Source organism: Ruegeria sp. CDSA241, from assembly GCF_059611265.1.
The window spans coordinates 205,925-222,697 of the sequence record NZ_JBXWPF010000002.1 but is presented as its reverse complement, the minus strand read 5'-3'; the positions used below and the strand labels follow the sequence as shown (position 1 = coordinate 222,697).

The following is a 16,773-nucleotide window of genomic DNA, read 5'->3' as shown; positions in this document are numbered from 1 at the left end:
CTGTAACACACATGTAAATTCAACAACTGATACGGGATTTTCTCATGACAGAGGCAAACACCCGGCGCAGGGCGAGAGGTGGCGGTGGCGCTGCCCGCCGGGCCGAACGTACAGCGGTTCGTATCGAGACCGCAAAGTACATCGAACGCAATATTCCGAATTTCGAGGTTCTCAACGAAGAAGCGTTGCAGATCATCGAAACAAATGCGGAAACGCTTCTGGCCGAAGTCGGCGTCAATTTTGTCGACAACCCTGCGGCGCTGGAACGTTGGAAAGACGCGGGCGCCGATGTGGATGGCGAACGGGTGCGCATCCCACGCGGCCTTGCGCGCGAGTTGATCAAAACTGCGCCAAGCGAGTTCACGCAGCACGCAAGAAACCCGGAAAAGTCCGTGGTCATCGGCGGTCGCAATCTGGTTCTGGCGCCGGTCTATGGCCCTCCGTTCGTGCGTGATGCGCAAGGTGGCCGTCGCTATGCGACCATGGACGATTTCAACAAGTTCGTGAAACTGGCTTACATGTCAAAGTGGCTGCACCACTCGGGCGGTACTGTGTGCGAACCCACAGACGTTCCGGTGAACAAGCGTCACCTGGACATGCTGATGGCGCATATGACCTTATCGGACAAGCCATTCATGGGCTCGGTCACCGATCCCAGCCGCGCTCAGGATTCGGTGGAAATGTGTGAGATCCTGTTCGGCAAAGAGTTTGTTCAGGAAAACACGGTCATGACTTCGCTGACCAACATCAACTCGCCGATGACCTTCGACGATGTGATGATGGGGTCGCTGGAAGTCTACGCCAGGAATAATCAGGCCTGCATCATCTCGCCGTTCATCGTCGGTGGTGCGATGGCGCCGGTTTCGATAGCGGGGACATTGACACAGGTTCTGGCCGAAGTTTTGGCCGGTGTCGCGTACAGTCAGATCATCCGCCCGGGAGCGCCTGCTATCTTTGGTGCTTTCGTTTCGTCGATCGACATGAACTCAGGCGCGCCAACCTTTGGCACACCCGAGGCGTCAATGGTTACCTATGGCGCGGGACAGCTGGCGCGGCGTCTGGGTCTGCCGTTCCGCTCAGCCGGGTCGTTCTGTGGCTCGAAACTGCCCGATGCGCAGGCCGCTTATGAGACCGCGAACTCGCTGAACATGGGGCTGATGGCGGGTGTGAACTTCATGCTGCATTCCTGCGGCTGGCTTGAAGGCGGCCTGGTTGCGGACTTTGAAAAGTTCGTCATGGACGCAGATCAACTTGGCGTTCTGCACGGTCTGGCCAAGGGTGTGGCCTATGATGAGAACGCTCAGGCCATGGACGCAATCCGCGAGGTCGGCCCGGGTGGCCACTATCTGGGATGTGCCCATACGCAGGCAAACTTCAAAGAGGCGTTCTGGAAGTCCGACCTGCTGGACTACAAACCTTACGAAACCTGGGAAGACGAGGGCGCGCGCGATACGCGGCAGTTGGCCTCGTCTCGGGTCGAGCATTTGATTGCCAACTACAAGCAACCGGAACTCGACCCGGGAATTCACAGCGCTTTGACCGAATATGTTGAAAAGAAAAAGACCTCCATGCCGGACGCTTTCAGCTGATAACTGAAAACTGTGAGGCGCGGCTGGCTTTGTACAGCTGCGCCTCACCCAATAGCGCGATCAGAAGGTCCAAATGACGGACCAGCGAATAGCCTGCATCTTCTGCCAGTCTCTGCGCGTTAACCTCTCGTTCAATATCCATCAAACGCATCAGCGCCGCACCCGACCCAGGTAGCGATCCGTACCCAAGTATGCGTTGCAGGTGGCGGTCCCGATCATAGTCCTGTGCGCCGTGTTTGGCTGCCCGCGCCAATAGGCGGGGGCGGCGGAGGGCGGAAATCATGGTCATCAGGTCCTGCATCATTGGGCTCCACTTGTCGGATTAATGTTGCCCAATTTGTTACACAACCTAAGCGGGTGTTGCCTTAATCGGGTTCTCCCCGAACTCTCGCTTCATGAGTGTTTATGAATTTGAATGAAATCTGGTCATCACCTCCGGCAGTTAACGAACGAGTAACGAAAGCGACTCTAGTTAGAATTGGTTAACAAAGTCACCGGGGGCGATAGAGAACAGATTGTTTCGTCGATGAGGGCACAGAACTATGGAAAACAACATGGCTTTCACCATTCCGGCTTGGGTACCTGAGGGGGCACAGCGATACCTGGCCCACACAGAAACCGGCCAGTCGATCCGCGATATTGCGCGATCTGCGGGGTGCCATGCTTCGACCATTCTTAGACAAATCCGCCGAATTGAGATGCGTCGTGACGATCCATTGGTGGATGCGGCTTTGCAGTCGTTGGCCGAAGAACATTTTTCGGTCAATGATGCTTCTGATCGCACGGTTTCAGCGTTCAGTCATAATTCACACGTCGAAAAAGAAGAATTCAACCACGAGGCCCTAAGGGTACTGCGCAGACTGTGTGAGACCGGTTCGGTCCTGGCTGTCGCTGAAGAAATGAACAAAGCAGTGGTGGTGCGCGATACCGGCGAAGCCGCTGCGACCAGAACTGCAGTGGTTGATTGCAGGATCGCACAGGCGTTGGCGTTGAAGGATTGGATTTCCTGCGACAACCCAGGCCGGATATCGCGCTACCGGATTACCAGCGCGGGCCGCACGGCACTGAGCCAGTTAATGGCCGATTTCGAGAACCAGGCAAGGTCTCGCAACGAACATGGAATGGCAGAAGCGCCTTCTTCGTTTCATGGGGCGCCCTCTCACGCGACGACAAACCGCGCCCATCCAGAACGTCCCAGAAGAATGCGCTATAGCGCCGCAGAAAGCCCGCTGATCGCCCTGGCAAGGCGTCGGGATCGGGATGGAAAGCCGTTTTTAGATGAAGCACTTGTCGGGGCAGGAGAGCGCCTGCGCGAGGATTTTGAACTGGCTCAGATCGGACCTCAGGTTGCACAGAACTGGGACCATTTCCTGACTGCCGGTGGGCGCGGAAGTTTTGGAAGCGGCGACACTGGCAACCGGGGTTCTTCAGAAGCGCGCGACCGCGTAGAGCGTGCATTGTCTGACCTTGGACCGGGGCTGAGCGACGTGGCTTTGCGCTGCTGTTGCTATCTGGAAGGGTTGGAATTGGCGGAAAAGCGAATGGGGTGGTCAGCGCGGTCCGGCAAAATCGTTTTGCGTATCGCATTACAGCGCCTGAAACGTCATTACCAGGATCAGGAAGAGCGCAGCCGTATGATCGGATAACGCTTTGATCGGTTTTGGTTGCGGTTTCAGGGTGGAGTGATAGCTAGGGGTTATGAACTTTACCCTTCGACAGCTTCTATACTTTAACGCTGTTGCGCAACAGCGCAACTTTGGGCGGGCGGCACAGATGTGTAACGTTTCGCAACCGGCATTATCGGTTCAGATCAAGGCGTTAGAAGAAACCCTCGGTGGTGCCCTGTTCGAGCGTAAGGCCCGTGACATATTGCTTACCCCTTTGGGGCGGGATGTGCTCGAATATGCGCGTCAGATACTTGGTGCCTCGGACAGGCTCGACCAATTTGCCAAGGATCACTCAAGCGGGCATCGGTCTTTGTCGATCGGAATAATCCCGACGATTGCGCCCTATGTTCTGCCAGGTGTTCTGGCGGGGTTAAGGGCGGCCGATGTTTCTTTGAGAGTGCAGATACGCGAAGCGCGGACAGAGCGCCTGTTGACGATGCTGCGCGCTGGTGAGATCGACGCAGGTGTGGTCGCGCTGCCCTCCGGGGGAAGCGAATTGTTCGAATTTCCCTTGTTCGAGGATCGGTTCTTATTGGCCGGAAGTTCGGCACGGTTGCGCAATTTTTCCAGCGATACAGAGCGTTTGCGCCCTTTGGACCTTCAAAATGCACAGCTTATGCTACTGGATGATGGGCACTGCCTGACGGATCAGGCCCTGGAGGTTTGTGGTCAGGACCGCAGCAGCGGTCTGATTAACATGGGTGCCTCGTCTTTGGCGACATTATCCCGTTTGGTTGCCGAAGGGTTTGGATTGACGCTCATGCCAGAGCTTGCCGCCCGTTCCGAATCCGACGCGGTACCGGGTCTTGAGCTGATGCGATTTGCCTCGCCGCAGCCGGCAAGGACAGTGGGGCTAGTTCGTCGATCTTCTACCTCGCAGGAAGATTGGTTCGAAAGCCTGGCGGATACCATTCGCACCGTCGGCGAGAGCATTGTCACGCAAACGCGCTATTCACAAAAAAGCCCGCCTGAAGCGGGCTTTTCTGTTGAGGACGAACTCAGGCCAGTTCCGGCTCTTTGACTTCGTTTAGATGTTTCATCAGGTTTTCCGGTGAAGAAACGCCATAGGGGTCCTCGGGGCAGTTATCCATCAGTCCGGGCTCTTCAAACCAGGCTTCTACGATGCCGTCATTGATGATGGCCGCATAGCGCCAGGACCGCATGCCAAAGCCTAGATTATCTTTGTCGACCAACATGCCCATTTTACGTGTGAATTCGCCTGAGCCATCAGGGATGACCTTGACGTTTTTCAGGCCTTGATCCTGTGCCCATTTGTTCATGACAAAGCTGTCATTCACGGACATGCAATAGATCTCGTCCACACCTGCGGCTTTGAAATCTGCGTGGCCGTTTTCAAAACCGGGCAACTGATAGGTCGAACATGTCGGGGTGAATGCGCCAGGCAGTGAGAACAGAATCACGCGCTTTCCTGCGAAATAGTCCGCCGTGGTCTTGTCTTCCCAACGGAAGGGGTTTGGTCCTTCGACAGAAGCGTCTCGGACGCGGGTGTGAAAGGTCACTTCGGGCAGTTTGGTGCCAGACTTCATGATCGAACTCCTGTGAATCACGTACGGTTTTCGTGGACTTAAAAGGATTCCAAATCCGCTTCAATGGCGGATGTTCCAGGTGCGTCAGAATTTACCTGACAACGCGTAAGTTGCAGTTAATAATAGGAAATTATTTAGAATTTTGGCCCTGAGACGTCAAAGTCTTTCACCCTGATGCATAGCGGCTATGCATGGGTGGTGTAATAGCAGAGGTCAGTTTATGTTATGGGTAAACCGAATTGACCCAAAGTCAGAAAGACAGGCCGTGCGCGATCTGAACATTCCCGAACAAAGACACCCAGAAAAGGCTCATCGGCCCGACAATTCGCAGCCGAAAAAGCCCAGTTGGATTCGCGTTAAAGCGCCCGGTGGTCAGGGTTATGCCGACACGCGCAAGATCATGCGTGACAACAATCTGGTTACGGTCTGTGAAGAAGCCGGATGCCCCAATGTCGGTGAATGTTGGAGCCAGGGCCACGCGACCATGATGATCATGGGCGAGATTTGTACGCGCGGCTGTACCTTTTGCAACATCGCCACCGGTCGCCCGGATTCGCTGGATGCGTTTGAACCTGGTCGCGTTGCTCATGCGGTTGAAAAGCTGGGGTTGAACCATGTGGTCATCACCTCTGTCGACCGCGATGACCTTGCAGATGGCGGGGCAGAGCATTTTGCGCAGACCATTCGCGCCGTGCGTCACCGGTCTCCGGGTACGACGATCGAAATTCTGACGCCCGACTTTCTGAAATGCGATCCGTCCGTTCTAGAAGTTGTCGTTGAGGCAAAGCCAGACGTCTTTAACCATAATCTTGAAACGGTGCCTGGCCTCTATCCCGAAGTGCGACCGGGCGCGCGGTATTTCCACTCTTTGCGTCTATTGCAGCGCGTGAAAGAGCTGGACCCGTCGGTCTTTACCAAATCCGGGATCATGGTCGGTTTGGGTGAGGATGGTCAGCAGGTCCGGCAGGTCATGGATGATATGCGCGCCGCTGAAATTGATTTCCTGACCATCGGTCAGTATCTGCAGCCCACGCCCAAACACCACGGAGTCGATCGGTTCGTAACGCCGGAAGAATTCGCATCCTATGAAAAGGCAGCTTATGGCAAAGGGTTCCTGATGGTATCGGCCACACCTTTGACCCGGTCGTCTTATCACGCCGGAGACGATTTTGCCCGGCTGCGTGAGGCACGCCGGAAAAAGCTGGAACAGGGGTGACACCCGAAGCGCATGCGCGGCTGACACGCCTGCGCCACGAACTGCATCAATATCCCGAACTATCCGGGCACGAGCGTGAGACCGCTGCCCTCATAACAGATCTTTTGCGGGGGTTCGGTGCGGACCATGTGCTTACCGGACTGGGACGGCACGGTGTTGCCGCGGTTTTTGACAGTGGGCAGGCTGGGCCAACCGTTGGTATCCGGTGCGAATTGGATGGGCTGCCGATTCAAGAACTTGGAACGCACCTATATGTGTCGAAGGTTCCGGGCAAAGGACATCTGTGTGGCCATGATGGGCACATGGCGATGGTGCTTGGCGTTGCCGACGACCTGGCGCGTCACCGACCCCAAAAGGGTCGGGTGGTTTTGATCTTTCAACCGGCTGAAGAAACCGGGCAGGGCGCCATCGCCTTTCGCGCGGACCCTCAATTCGCGAAGATCGCGCCGGACTACGTGTTCTCTCTGCACAACCTGCCGGGGTTGGAACTTGGCGCTGTTGAGTTGTGTCAGAGTTCGGCTAACTGCGCCTCGCGCGGGATGAAAATCATCCTGACCGGCAAGACGTCCCATGCGGCTGCGCCTCAGGATGGGATTTCCCCGGCTGAGGCGATGTCCGAACTGGTTTCGAAGCTGGCGAGTTTAGGCGCAGGCGGCGCGTTGGATGCCGATTTTGCGCTGACAACTGTGACGCATGCCCGTTTGGGAGAGCCGACTTTCGGCGTGGCTCCGGGAAAGGCCGAGATCTGGGTGACCTTGCGCACCGTTTCAGATGCCCGGATGCGGACGCTGATGACAGAGGCCGAGGCACTGGCGCGCCGCGCCGCATCCGCCGACAGTCTGGAGGTTGAGATCACCTATGACGATGTCTTCGAGGCCTGCGTCAATCACAGCGACGCGGTGAGCATCATCGCAATGGCCTGCGCCGAGCGTGGAGTACCGTTCCATTCAACAGAGACGCCGCAAAAGTTCTCAGAAGATTTCGGGCAATTTGGGAAAGGCGCGAAAACGGCCATGTTCTGGCTGGGGTCGGGGCAGGATCATCCGCAATTGCATAACCCTGACTATGATTTTCCAGACGCACTTATCCCGGTAGGAGTAGACGTATTTGTTGCCGCAATTCGATCACTTAATGGCTGAAACTTCAGTTTACGAGATCGCTGACTATTCCAACGGCATCAATGACTGTCTTAGTGTCATCTGATATCGACAGGATTTCGTCATCCACGCGGATATATCGCTGACCGGCGGGTAGGGGCTTCAACTTCCAGCCGTCCAGGTCATCAAGATAATCAAAATTCAGATCGTTAGGGAGTTTCTGACCTCGCGTATAACGCTTGATCTGTCCGGGCGGTACACCAACGCCATTATTGGTCTTTATCGACTTTTCGATTTTCGACTTGTCTGGGCCTTTCCCTTTGCCCTTGTTGTCTTTTGCGTCCGCAAGACCAACCGTTGCGGCGACTGCGCAAGTCGCCAGAAGCCCAATAGACATTACTTTCATAAGCAGAATCCTCCTAAGATGATCGGAGGGTAATCTGTTGTTGAGGGCGTTGTCCAATGGTATTCAATTAAGTGAATGCAAATGTGCGCAGCAACTTTGACTATTGGAATCTGGGTTTTTTTTATCCTTCTCAGTCTTCGATAAAACGAACCTTACCAATAAACGGCAAGTTGCGATTGCGCTGTGCGTAATCGATCCCGTAACCCACAACAAACTCATCAGGAATTTCAAACCCGATCCAGTCCGAACGGAAATCGACTTCGCGCCGGCTGGGCTTGTCCAGTAGTGCGATCGAGCGAAGTTTTCCAGGATCGCGGCTTTGCAGCAGATGAGTAACGTGGTTCAGCGTGTGCCCGGTGTCGACGATATCCTCGACCACAAGAACGTCGCGACCCTCAATAGCGCCGCGCAGGTCTTTTAGAATGCGGACTTCCCGGCTGCTTTCCATCGCATCCCCGTAGGATGACGCCTCAAGGAAATCCACTTCGATGGGCAAGTCCAATTCGCGCACCAGATCGGCGATAAAGACAAAGCTGCCACGCAGCAGGCCGACAACGACCAGCTTGTCGGTCCCGTCGAATTCGGCAGTGATTTCGCGGCAAAGTTCTTCGATCCTGGCGGCAATGGCCTTTGCCGAGATCATCTCATCAATCACATATCCGCGCTGGCTCATCGCTGCCCCCTTGATCTTTGGCGCGCAACATACGACATGACGCGCCATTGTCACCTGCAAAAACCGGACGCCATGCCTATACATTCGGAAACGCGACACCTGCCTTACACTGCGCAACAGATGTACGATCTGGTTGCCGATGTAGCAAAGTATCCCGAGTTTTTGCCCTGGTGTGCGGCTGCACGTATCCGACGCTCATATGCAGCAGGAGAGGCACAGGTGATGGAAGCGGACCTGATCATTTCGTTCAAAGTGTTCCGCGAACGCTTTGGCAGCCGGGTTACCCTGTTTGCCGAACAACGCCGGATCGACACGGAATATCTGGATGGGCCCTTCAAATACATGAAGTCGGACTGGCATTTCGAGGACGCAGCAGAAGGCGGGTGCAACGTTTCGTTCCATGTTGATTTCGAATTCAAGAATGCCATTCTTCAGGGTATCATCGGAGTGGTCTTCAATGAGGCGATGCACAGGATCGTGAGGGCGTTCGAGGGCCGGGCAGAGGAATTGTACAGCTAAGTCTTTACCCGAAAGCGGCGCTTGCTAGACTGCGCCACATGACTGATTTTACCACAGCATTGGCCGATTTTGCCTCGGGGCCTGTTGCGACCTCGTCAGAGGCCCGTCTCGTAACCTCTCTGTCTGCGCTGGATTGGGTGGTTGTTGGCCGCGTCGGTGTTAGCGAACCCGTATCTCAGACCGTGCGCGCACTGGTTCTGGATGAAGGAGGCAACCCGCAGGCCCATCTGTTTGGCGGGGGGCTGGCTCCCGTCAGGGCAGCAGGTTTGGTTAACGGAACCATTTCCCACGCTTTGGATTATGATGACACGCATTTTGCGCATATCGGGCACCCTTCGGTCGCGGTTATGCCTGCGGCCTTTGCTCTTTGTGATTGGGACGACCGGATTCTTGTCGATGTCCTTGAGGCCGCTCTTGTCGGGATGGAGGTTTCGATCCGCGTGGGGCTTTGGCTGGGGCGCGCGCATTACCAGGGCGGGTTCCATCAGACCGCGACATCAGGTGCCTTTGGTGCGGCGGTCGCCGCTGGCCGGGTGCTGCGGTTCGATACGGAAAAGATGCGCCGGGTTCTTGGTCTGGCTGCCACCCGCGCCGCAGGGCTGAAAGCTCATTTCGGCACGATGGGAAAGCCCTATAATGCCGGGCTAGCTGCCGCTGCAGGGGTTGAGGCTGCGCTGTTGGTGTCCAAGGGGTTTGATCCCAACTCGGATGCGCTTGAGGGGCCCTATGGTTTTGGTGCAACCCATATGGGTCAGTCCGAAAAGGCCGCTGCTCTGGATGGAATAGGAGAAACGTGGCTGTTCAAAGATGTAAGCCATAAGTTTCATGCCTGCTGTCATGGGTTGCACGCCGCATTAGAGGCCGCACGTGACCTGGATATTGCAGAGCCCGAAGTAGCCGAGATCAGGATCAAGACCCACCCACGTTGGATGACAGTGTGTAATCAAACCTCTCCGACCACCGGGTTGGGGGCCAAGTTTTCCTACCGGACGGTTATTGCTATGCAAGCGCTGGGATATGACACAGCCTTGCCAGACAGTTTTTCGGATAAGGTATGTGCGGATAGGCGCCTGCAATCGCTGCGGGACCGGATTTCAGTCGAAGCCGATGAGACGCTGTCTGAAACTCAAGCGGATCTGTCTTTGCTGCGCCGCGATGGGGCACGAAAACAGGCCAGCCACGATTTGCTTGGCCCTATGACATTGGCCGACCGGGAAGACCGGGTCAGAAGCAAGGCGGCCAAGCTGATCGGTGCCGAGGACGCAGACGCGATCTGGTCGATGCTGCGTACCGGTGGCCGGACTCGCGATCTGGCGAAAATGCTGGCGCGTTAGACAACGCGCCAGTGCAATGGGAACCCGGGTTCGAATACTGTTACCGGGCCGTCGTCAGTTTCGATCTTGTCGGGATATTCAACGGGATCGCCCTTGGTAAGGGTGATGGTTTCTTTATTAACTGGCAGGCCATAAAACGCAGGTCCGTTCAATGATGTGAACCCTTCCAGCTTGTCCAGCGCACTGGCTTTGTCAAACATCTCGGCCACAAGGGACATTGTGTTTGTAGCGGTGAAGCATCCCGCACAGCCACAGGCCATTTCCTTGTTTGCATCTGTGTGTGGCGCGCTGTCGGTGCCAAGGAAGTAGCAAGACATCCCAGAAGTTGCGGCGCTCATCAAAGCCTGGCGATGGGTCTCGCGCTTGGCCACGGGCAAGCAGTAGTAATGCGGTTTGATCCCGCCCACCAGGATGTGATTGCGGTTGATGATCAGGTGATGGGCCGTGATTGTTGCGGCCAGATCATCTCCACCGGATTGCGCATAATTTGCACCCTGAGCCGTCGTGATGTGTTCCATCACGACTCGCAAACCAGGAGTCGCCTGGCGCAGTGGATCAAGTATCGTATCGATGAAAACCTCTTCGCGGTCGAAAATGTCGACCTCGGCATCGGTGACTTCACCATGGACACACATCGGCAGACCGATCTCAGCCATTCTCTCAAGCACCGGGCGGACCTTGTCGAAATCACGCACGCCCGAGGCGGAATTGGTGGTTGCGCCTGCGGGATACAGCTTTACGGCCTTGATCAGCCCACTTGCATGGGCTGCGGCGACATCCTCGGCGTCGGTGTCTTCGGTCAGGTACAAGGTCATCAGCGGCTCGAACGGCATGCCTTCTGGTAGGGCGGCCAGAATGCGGTCGCGATATGCGGCGGCCTGATCGCCGCGCACGACTGGCGGAACGAGGTTCGGCATTATTATCGCACGGGCAAAATGGCGTGCGGTTTCGGGCAGAACGGCCTGCAACATGGCGCCATCGCGCAAATGCAGATGCCAGTCATCGGGGCGGCGAATGGTGAGGGTATCAGTCATGCGCATCCGCTAGCACAGCCTCGGCCAAAGACCAACCAAACCGTGAGGATCTGGTGCAAAAACTTCACCTCTCTGCCGCGATGGCGTCTGGGTGGCGGGGCCGGGGCCTTGACGCCCCCGCGCTTGCATGACCTGTTAAGCAACGAAAGAAAGAGGGTTCCATGACGCAGCAAGATTCCATTGATACCGTGCAGCAAATGCTGGGCTCGCAAGGTTACGTTTGCGGTCGGGCCTTGGCGACAGTGGTGTTTTTGTCGCTTAAACTGGGCCGCCCGCTATTTCTTGAGGGTGAGGCAGGTGTCGGGAAAACCGAGATTGCCAAAGCGCTGGCCGCTGGTCTGAACCGTCGCCTGATCCGCCTGCAGTGTTATGAAGGGTTGGACGCATCCTCGGCGGTTTACGAATGGAATTTCCCGGCGCAAATGGTGGCGATCCGAACTGCCGAAGCCTCGGGCGGCGCTGACCGGGGTTCGTTGCAGACCGAATTGTTTTCTGACGACTACCTGATCGAGCGTCCGTTGCTGCAGGCCATGCGCCCGGATGAAAACGGGGCACCCGTCCTGTTGATTGACGAACTTGACCGCACGGATGAACCGTTCGAGGCCTTCCTGCTGGAAGCGCTCAGCGATTTTCAGGTCACCATTCCCGAATTGGGCACTGTCAAAGCGCCGGAGCCACCGATTGTCATCGTTACATCGAACCGAACGCGAGAAGTGCATGACGCCCTGAAACGCCGTTGCCTGTACCATTGGGTCGATTACCCGGATTTTGACCGTGAAATTGAAATTCTGAACGCCCGCGCCCCCGAGGTCGCCGAGGCGCTAAGCCGAGAGGTCGTCGCCTTTGTCCAACACCTGCGCACAGAGGATCTGTTCAAGAAACCAGGCGTGGCCGAGACCATCGACTGGGCCAAATGCCTGCTGGCGCTGGACGTCATCAACCTTAGCCCCGAAGTGATCGGCGACACGCTGGGGGCGATCCTGAAATATCAGGACGATATCCAGCAACTGCAAGGGTCCGAGGCGAAACGTATTCTGGATGAAGCCAAGGCGTCGCTGGAACCTGCCTGATGGCTGAACAGCTCCCTCTCGACATCCCCGACAACCCAAAACTGGCGCAGAACATCACTCATTTCGCGCGGGCTTTGCGCAAGGCCGGGTTGCCCATCGGCACCGGGCGGGTCGTGGATGCGATCCGGGCGGTTCAGGCTGCGGGGTTTTCGGAAAAGCGGGATTTTTACTGGACGTTGCACGCTTGTTTCGTGACCCGACCCGAGCATCGGGCAGTATTTGCGCAGATTTTCCGCATGTATTGGCGCGACCCACGTTACATGGAACACATGATGTCCATGATGCTGCCCGCGATCCGCGGCGTTCAGGAAGAGCGCAAGGCCGACGCTGCAGAGAAACGCGCGGCCGAGGCTCTGCTGGACGGCGTCGAACGGGACTTGCCTGACAGCTCTGACATCGAGGAAGAAACTGAGCTGGAGATAGATGCGTCGCGAACCGCGTCCTCGGAAGAACGGTTGCGCAATCTAGACTTTGAGCAAATGAGCACCGAAGAAATTGCCTTGGCCAAGCGCATTCTGGCACAGCTCAAATTGCCGGTAAAACCAATCGAGTCGCGCCGAGGCCAAGCCAGCCACTTTGGGCATCGGATCGACCGCGCCCGCACGCTGCGCGCATCCATGCGGCAGGGTGGTGAACTGCGGGACATCGCGTATTTGAAGCCGAAACAACGGTGGCCGAACCTTGTCGTTCTCTGCGATATTTCAGGATCTATGAGCCAGTACTCTCGTATCATCCTGCATTTCCTGCATGCGGTTTCAAACGTCAAAGGCGCGGGATGGGCCAAGGTTCATGCGTTTACATTCGGTACGAGGTTGACGAATATCACCCGGCACCTGCGCCAACGCGATGTGGATGCTGCCCTGTCGGCGGCAGGGGCCGAGGCGCAAGATTGGGAGGGTGGCACGCGGATCGGGGAATGCCTGCACGCTTTTAACCGTGACTGGTCGCGCCGGGTTCTGGGGCAGGGTGCGGTGGTGTTGTTGATTACGGATGGTCTGGATCGGGGCGAACCCGAGGTGCTTGGAAAAGAAATCCAGCGCCTGCATCTGTCAGCCCGCCGTTTGATCTGGCTAAACCCTTTGTTGCGCTGGGATGGCTTTGCGCCAAAAGCGCAGGGGGTGGCGGCGATGCTTCCCCATGTTGACAGCTTTCGGGCCGGCCATTCCATTGCGTCGCTGGAAGATCTGGCCAAAGTCATCTCAAAACCGGATGACATGGGTGAGAAAGCGCGGTTGATGGCCGCGCTTTCGAAGTAGGTCTCAACCAAGCTGTTCTTCGTTGCACTTACGCGCCATTTCCATCGCTTTGTACGTACCGGTCAGATCAACGGTGAAGGCGAATTCCTTTTCGGGGAACACAACCATAACTTTCTGTTTGGCAAGGTCTTCGGCAAACTTGGGGTCATCCGACAGCACATAGCCACCCGAATAGCCTTTGGTGATGTTGCCCTTCATGCCGGTGGCTTCTCCAAGATACAGGTTTTCGCCCAGCAGGATCGCCACAGCCTCGGTTTCGCCACGCTTGATGTTGGTTTCAGCTTTGGTGAATACGCCAACATATCCCACGCCGCGGTCTTCGGTCAGGCCCATTTGAACCACGTTTTCCGCGTTATCAACAGCTTCGATCAGGCAGGATTTCTTGTCTTCGTCGATGAAGATTTTCCATCCGTCCACTTCGCCATAGCGCAGGAAGGTATCTGCGCTGGCCACTGTCGCCGCTAGCATTCCCAATACCGATCCGAGTGTAATAATGTGTTTCAAGTCTCTGTCTCCTTTTGAAAATTATCTGCGTCACAGCTGCGCATGATCCGCGTTTAGGTCAGAATCGGGAGGGCTGGCAATCAATGCATTGGATGTTCGGCTGAAACCCGCGGGGCTTTGCATAGCATTTGGAATTTCTTTCAAGGCCCATGAGTTAGCCTGATGGCTTACTTTTCATCCTGCCAAACCTGCCTATGTTGGTGCGGGAAACGCCAGGAGAGCGATATGGACAGATTCGACAACAGCCCCGAGACTGCTCTGGATTGGTATGAAACGGGAAAGCCAGTTGCGCTGGCTACGGTTGTTCAGACCTGGGGCAGTGCCCCCAGACGTGTTGGCGCTCAGCTTGTGATAGCAGGTGATGGCCGCTTTGAGGGGTCGGTATCGGGTGGTTGTGTCGAAGGTGCGGTTGTCGTCGAGGCGTTGGAAGCGATCGAAGAGGGTGAAGCGCGCCTACTTGAATTCGGGGTCAGTGACGAAGATGCTTTTGCGGTCGGGCTGGCCTGTGGCGGAACAATTCGGGTACTGGTCGAGCCTATTGGATCGGTCCTTCCTGAAAGCATATTGCGCGATCTGGTCGCTGCACGCGCGCAGCGCGAGCCTGTGGCTTATGAAGTGAATATCGAATCCGGCCATCGTGCGTTGCAGCGCGATCGTTATCCCGAACGCATGCGCATGGACCGGTCCGGTTTCGAAGAGGATGCGAAGACATTTGTTTCGGTCCACAATCCGCCCTTGCGGTTGATAGTGGTCGGGGCCGTTCATATTGCTCAGGCCCTGGTCCCGATGGCGCGAATTGCGGGGTACGACCCTGCGATTGTGGATCCACGAGATGCGTTTGCAACCGCCGCAAGATTCCCTGAGGAAACCGTGCTGACGGATTGGCCGGATGAGGCCGTTGCAAAGCTTGGAATGGATGCGCGAACGGCTGTTGTCTTGCTGACCCATGATCCAAAACTGGATGATCCCGCGTTAGAGGCCGCCCTGAGAGCCGGGGTGTTCTATATTGGGGCGCTGGGGTCTAATCGAACGCATGCGAAACGCGTCACCCGGATGAAAGAAGCCGGATTTACTGAAGGGCAGATTTCACAGATTCACGGTCCCGTAGGCTTGGATATCGGTGCCGCCGATCCTGCGGAAATTGCGGTTTCCATATTGGCCGAAATGACTGCGGTGTTGCGGGGCAAAGCATGAAGTTTGGCTCGGTTCCTTTGCGCGAGGCCGCTGGTGCAATTCTGGCGCATTCAGTGAAAGCCCAAGACACAAAGCTGCGTAAGGGCCTCTTGCTCACGCAGACACATCTGGATGAAATGGCTGCCGCCGGGCTGACCTCGGTCACTGTTGCGCAACTGGAATCCGGTGATTGTCACGAAAACGACGCTGCCCGGATGTTGGCAGAGGCTTTGGCCCCGGACCCGACAACCGTGGGATTGCGCGTCACCGAGCCGTTCACAGGGCGCGTTAACCTCTTGGCGAGAGGCCCCGGAGTCGCTGTTCTGGACGTACAGGCGCTGGAAGCGTTCAACTTGGTTAACCCAATGATTACTGTGGCCACAGTTCCCCAATATCAACAGATGGGATCAGGCGGGATGGTGGCGACGATCAAAGTCATTTCTTATGCCGTCCCCGGCGAAGATGTGGCGCGTGCCTCGGCGCTGACACAAGGAGCGGTGCGCCTGTCTGGCCCGGTGTTTCGCAGTGCCGGCCTGATCGTCACAGACATCCCCGGAGGTGTTTCGAACGACAAGGGAATAGCTGCAATCCGAGGGCGTGTCGAAGCCCTGGGTATGGGTTTGGATGACATTCGGGTGGTGCCACATGAGATTCAGGCGCTGTCTGCTGCATTGACGGGTGTTAAAGGGGATATTGTCCTGATCTTGACGGGCTCAGCAACTTCGGATGCGCATGATGTTGCGCCGCAGGCTGTTCGTGTTGCAGGCGGTCAGGTGGATCGGTTTGGAATGCCAGTAGATCCGGGCAACCTGTTGTTCACCGGTCTGCTGGACGCCAGACCCGTAATCGGTTTGCCGGGGTGTGCACGTTCTCCCGCACTGAACGGTGCGGATTGGGTTTTGTCGCGCGTGGCTTGCGGGATTGAAACGACAGCGGCGCATATTGCAGGCATGGGGGTCGGTGGATTGCTCAAGGAAATCCCGACCCGGCCACAGCCACGCGCATCTATCAAGCGGTAAGGCGTTTGACATCAATTTAAGGCCCAGATCAGACCGCTTTGTTCGGCATTGTGATCTGTCATAAACGGCGCCCTGCGAAATTTTTGTTCTCAAACAATAAGTCCCGTGTTTAACTCGACAGAGAAAAATATGACATGGGAGGAACTTATGACACAGGTCACCATGACCGTGAACGGGAGGTCTGTTAGCGGTGAGGTTGAGGGTCGGACGTTGTTGTCTGGATTTTTACGTGATCATCTGTCGCTGACCGGAACGCATGTTGGATGTGACACTGCGCAATGTGGGGCGTGTGTTGTTCATGTGAATGGCGCGGCGGTGAAGTCGTGCAACATGCTTGCGCTGGAAGCAGACGGGTCTGAGGTCGCCACGATTGAGGGCCAGGCCGCTGAGGATGGGTCTTTGAACGTGATTCAGCAGGCGTTTCAGGATCATCACGGGTTGCAATGCGGGTTTTGTACGCCGGGCATGGTGATGAGCGCCGCCGCCTTGCTGAAAGAGAACCCGCGCCCGAGCGAAGCCGAGATTCGAAAGTATCTGGAAGGCAACCTGTGCCGCTGCACAGGCTATCACAACATTGTCAAAGCGATCATGGCCGCATCGGGCCAGGACGTAAGCGGCATCGCTGCCGAGTAATACCGACGTAAAGAATTTTCGACGAAAATTCTTTTT

At 56.3% G+C, this 16,773-nt stretch carries 18 protein-coding genes; 12 read left to right on the top strand and 6 right to left on the bottom strand.

Annotation, left to right across the window (positions count from 1 at the left end; genetic code table 11):
• Positions 1–44 precede the first annotated feature (44 nt).
• On the top strand, positions 45–1,589 hold the full coding sequence (locus AC2FJV_RS03215; RefSeq protein WP_281972186.1) for a trimethylamine methyltransferase family protein: 1,545 nt from the start codon (positions 45–47) through the stop codon (positions 1,587–1,589).
• On the opposite strand, the gene AC2FJV_RS03210 is transcribed toward AC2FJV_RS03215, so the two are convergent.
• Positions 1,582–1,890: a DUF6477 family protein gene (locus tag AC2FJV_RS03210; RefSeq protein ID WP_142634139.1), complete on the bottom strand. Its 309-nt coding sequence runs from the start codon at positions 1,888–1,890 to the stop codon at positions 1,582–1,584. The genes AC2FJV_RS03215 and AC2FJV_RS03210 overlap by 8 nt on opposite strands.
• 241 nt (positions 1,891–2,131) lie before the next feature.
• On the opposite strand from AC2FJV_RS03210, the gene AC2FJV_RS03205 reads away from it, so the two are divergent.
• Entirely contained in the window at positions 2,132–3,235 is a 1,104-nt protein-coding gene (locus AC2FJV_RS03205) for a DUF6456 domain-containing protein (protein WP_271946820.1), read from the top strand.
• Positions 3,236–3,287: 52 nt separating this feature from the next.
• Complete coding sequence (locus tag AC2FJV_RS03200; RefSeq protein WP_496712601.1) at positions 3,288–4,277, top strand: hydrogen peroxide-inducible genes activator; 990 nt, start codon at positions 3,288–3,290, stop codon at positions 4,275–4,277.
• On the opposite strand, the gene AC2FJV_RS03195 is transcribed toward AC2FJV_RS03200, so the two are convergent.
• Positions 4,255–4,803 carry a peroxiredoxin gene (locus AC2FJV_RS03195; protein WP_496687851.1) on the bottom strand — a complete coding sequence of 183 codons (549 nt, stop codon included), beginning with the start codon at positions 4,801–4,803 and terminating at the stop codon, positions 4,255–4,257. The genes AC2FJV_RS03200 and AC2FJV_RS03195 overlap by 23 nt on opposite strands.
• A gap of 265 nt (positions 4,804–5,068) precedes the next feature.
• Between AC2FJV_RS03195 and lipA the strand changes: the two genes are divergently transcribed.
• Together lipA and AC2FJV_RS03185 are read left to right on the top strand one after the other, a co-directional pair.
• On the top strand, positions 5,069–6,019 hold the full coding sequence (gene lipA / locus AC2FJV_RS03190; RefSeq protein ID WP_142634131.1) for a lipoyl synthase: 951 nt from the start codon (positions 5,069–5,071) through the stop codon (positions 6,017–6,019).
• Positions 6,016–7,158 carry an amidohydrolase gene (locus AC2FJV_RS03185; protein WP_496712599.1) on the top strand — a complete coding sequence of 381 codons (1,143 nt, stop codon included), beginning with the start codon at positions 6,016–6,018 and terminating at the stop codon, positions 7,156–7,158. Before lipA ends, AC2FJV_RS03185 begins: the two co-directional genes overlap by 4 nt.
• A gap of 4 nt (positions 7,159–7,162) precedes the next feature.
• Here AC2FJV_RS03185 and AC2FJV_RS03180 read toward each other — a convergent pair whose 3' ends face one another.
• Together AC2FJV_RS03180 and hpt are read right to left on the bottom strand one after the other, a co-directional pair.
• A complete protein-coding gene (locus tag AC2FJV_RS03180) occupies positions 7,163–7,522 on the bottom strand; it encodes a hypothetical protein (RefSeq protein WP_282118568.1) in 360 nt (119 codons plus the stop codon).
• 130 nt (positions 7,523–7,652) lie between these two features.
• On the bottom strand, positions 7,653–8,195 hold the full coding sequence (hpt, locus tag AC2FJV_RS03175; RefSeq protein ID WP_142634125.1) for a hypoxanthine phosphoribosyltransferase: 543 nt from the start codon (positions 8,193–8,195) through the stop codon (positions 7,653–7,655).
• A gap of 72 nt (positions 8,196–8,267) precedes the next feature.
• Here hpt and AC2FJV_RS03170 point away from each other — a divergent pair, with 72 nt between their 5' ends.
• On the top strand, positions 8,268–8,714 hold the full coding sequence (locus AC2FJV_RS03170) for a type II toxin-antitoxin system RatA family toxin (RefSeq protein ID WP_142634123.1): 447 nt from the start codon (positions 8,268–8,270) through the stop codon (positions 8,712–8,714).
• A 38-nt stretch (positions 8,715–8,752) separates the two neighbouring features.
• Positions 8,753–10,048, top strand: coding sequence for an MmgE/PrpD family protein (locus AC2FJV_RS03165; protein WP_496693235.1), 1,296 nt, complete (start codon positions 8,753–8,755; stop codon positions 10,046–10,048).
• Here AC2FJV_RS03165 and pyrC read toward each other — a convergent pair.
• Complete coding sequence (gene pyrC / locus AC2FJV_RS03160) at positions 10,045–11,082, bottom strand: dihydroorotase (RefSeq protein ID WP_281994693.1); 1,038 nt, start codon at positions 11,080–11,082, stop codon at positions 10,045–10,047. The two genes, AC2FJV_RS03165 and pyrC, sit on opposite strands and share 4 nt — an antisense overlap.
• Before the next feature lie 161 nt (positions 11,083–11,243).
• Here pyrC and AC2FJV_RS03155 point away from each other — a divergent pair, with 161 nt between their 5' ends.
• Together AC2FJV_RS03155 and AC2FJV_RS03150 are read left to right on the top strand one after the other, a co-directional pair.
• On the top strand, positions 11,244–12,152 hold the full coding sequence (locus AC2FJV_RS03155; protein ID WP_271946832.1) for an AAA family ATPase: 909 nt from the start codon (positions 11,244–11,246) through the stop codon (positions 12,150–12,152).
• Complete coding sequence (locus AC2FJV_RS03150; protein WP_496712596.1) at positions 12,152–13,408, top strand: vWA domain-containing protein; 1,257 nt, start codon at positions 12,152–12,154, stop codon at positions 13,406–13,408. Before AC2FJV_RS03155 ends, AC2FJV_RS03150 begins: the two co-directional genes overlap by 1 nt.
• A gap of 3 nt (positions 13,409–13,411) precedes the next feature.
• Here AC2FJV_RS03150 and AC2FJV_RS03145 read toward each other — a convergent pair whose 3' ends face one another.
• Positions 13,412–13,912 carry a hypothetical protein gene (locus tag AC2FJV_RS03145; RefSeq protein ID WP_496687864.1) on the bottom strand — a complete coding sequence of 167 codons (501 nt, stop codon included), beginning with the start codon at positions 13,910–13,912 and terminating at the stop codon, positions 13,412–13,414.
• 225 nt (positions 13,913–14,137) lie between these two features.
• Here AC2FJV_RS03145 and AC2FJV_RS03140 point away from each other — a divergent pair, with 225 nt between their 5' ends.
• From AC2FJV_RS03140 to AC2FJV_RS03130, 3 genes are all read left to right on the top strand, one after another.
• Complete coding sequence (locus AC2FJV_RS03140; RefSeq protein WP_496712592.1) at positions 14,138–15,106, top strand: XdhC family protein; 969 nt, start codon at positions 14,138–14,140, stop codon at positions 15,104–15,106.
• Positions 15,103–16,104 (top strand): molybdopterin-binding protein, encoded by a 1,002-nt coding sequence (locus AC2FJV_RS03135; protein WP_496712590.1) that lies wholly within the window; start codon positions 15,103–15,105, stop codon positions 16,102–16,104. The genes AC2FJV_RS03140 and AC2FJV_RS03135 overlap by 4 nt, the downstream gene beginning before the upstream one ends.
• A 147-nt stretch (positions 16,105–16,251) precedes the next feature.
• On the top strand, positions 16,252–16,737 hold the full coding sequence (locus tag AC2FJV_RS03130; protein WP_142634109.1) for a (2Fe-2S)-binding protein: 486 nt from the start codon (positions 16,252–16,254) through the stop codon (positions 16,735–16,737).
• The last annotated feature ends 36 nt before the right edge of the window (positions 16,738–16,773 follow it).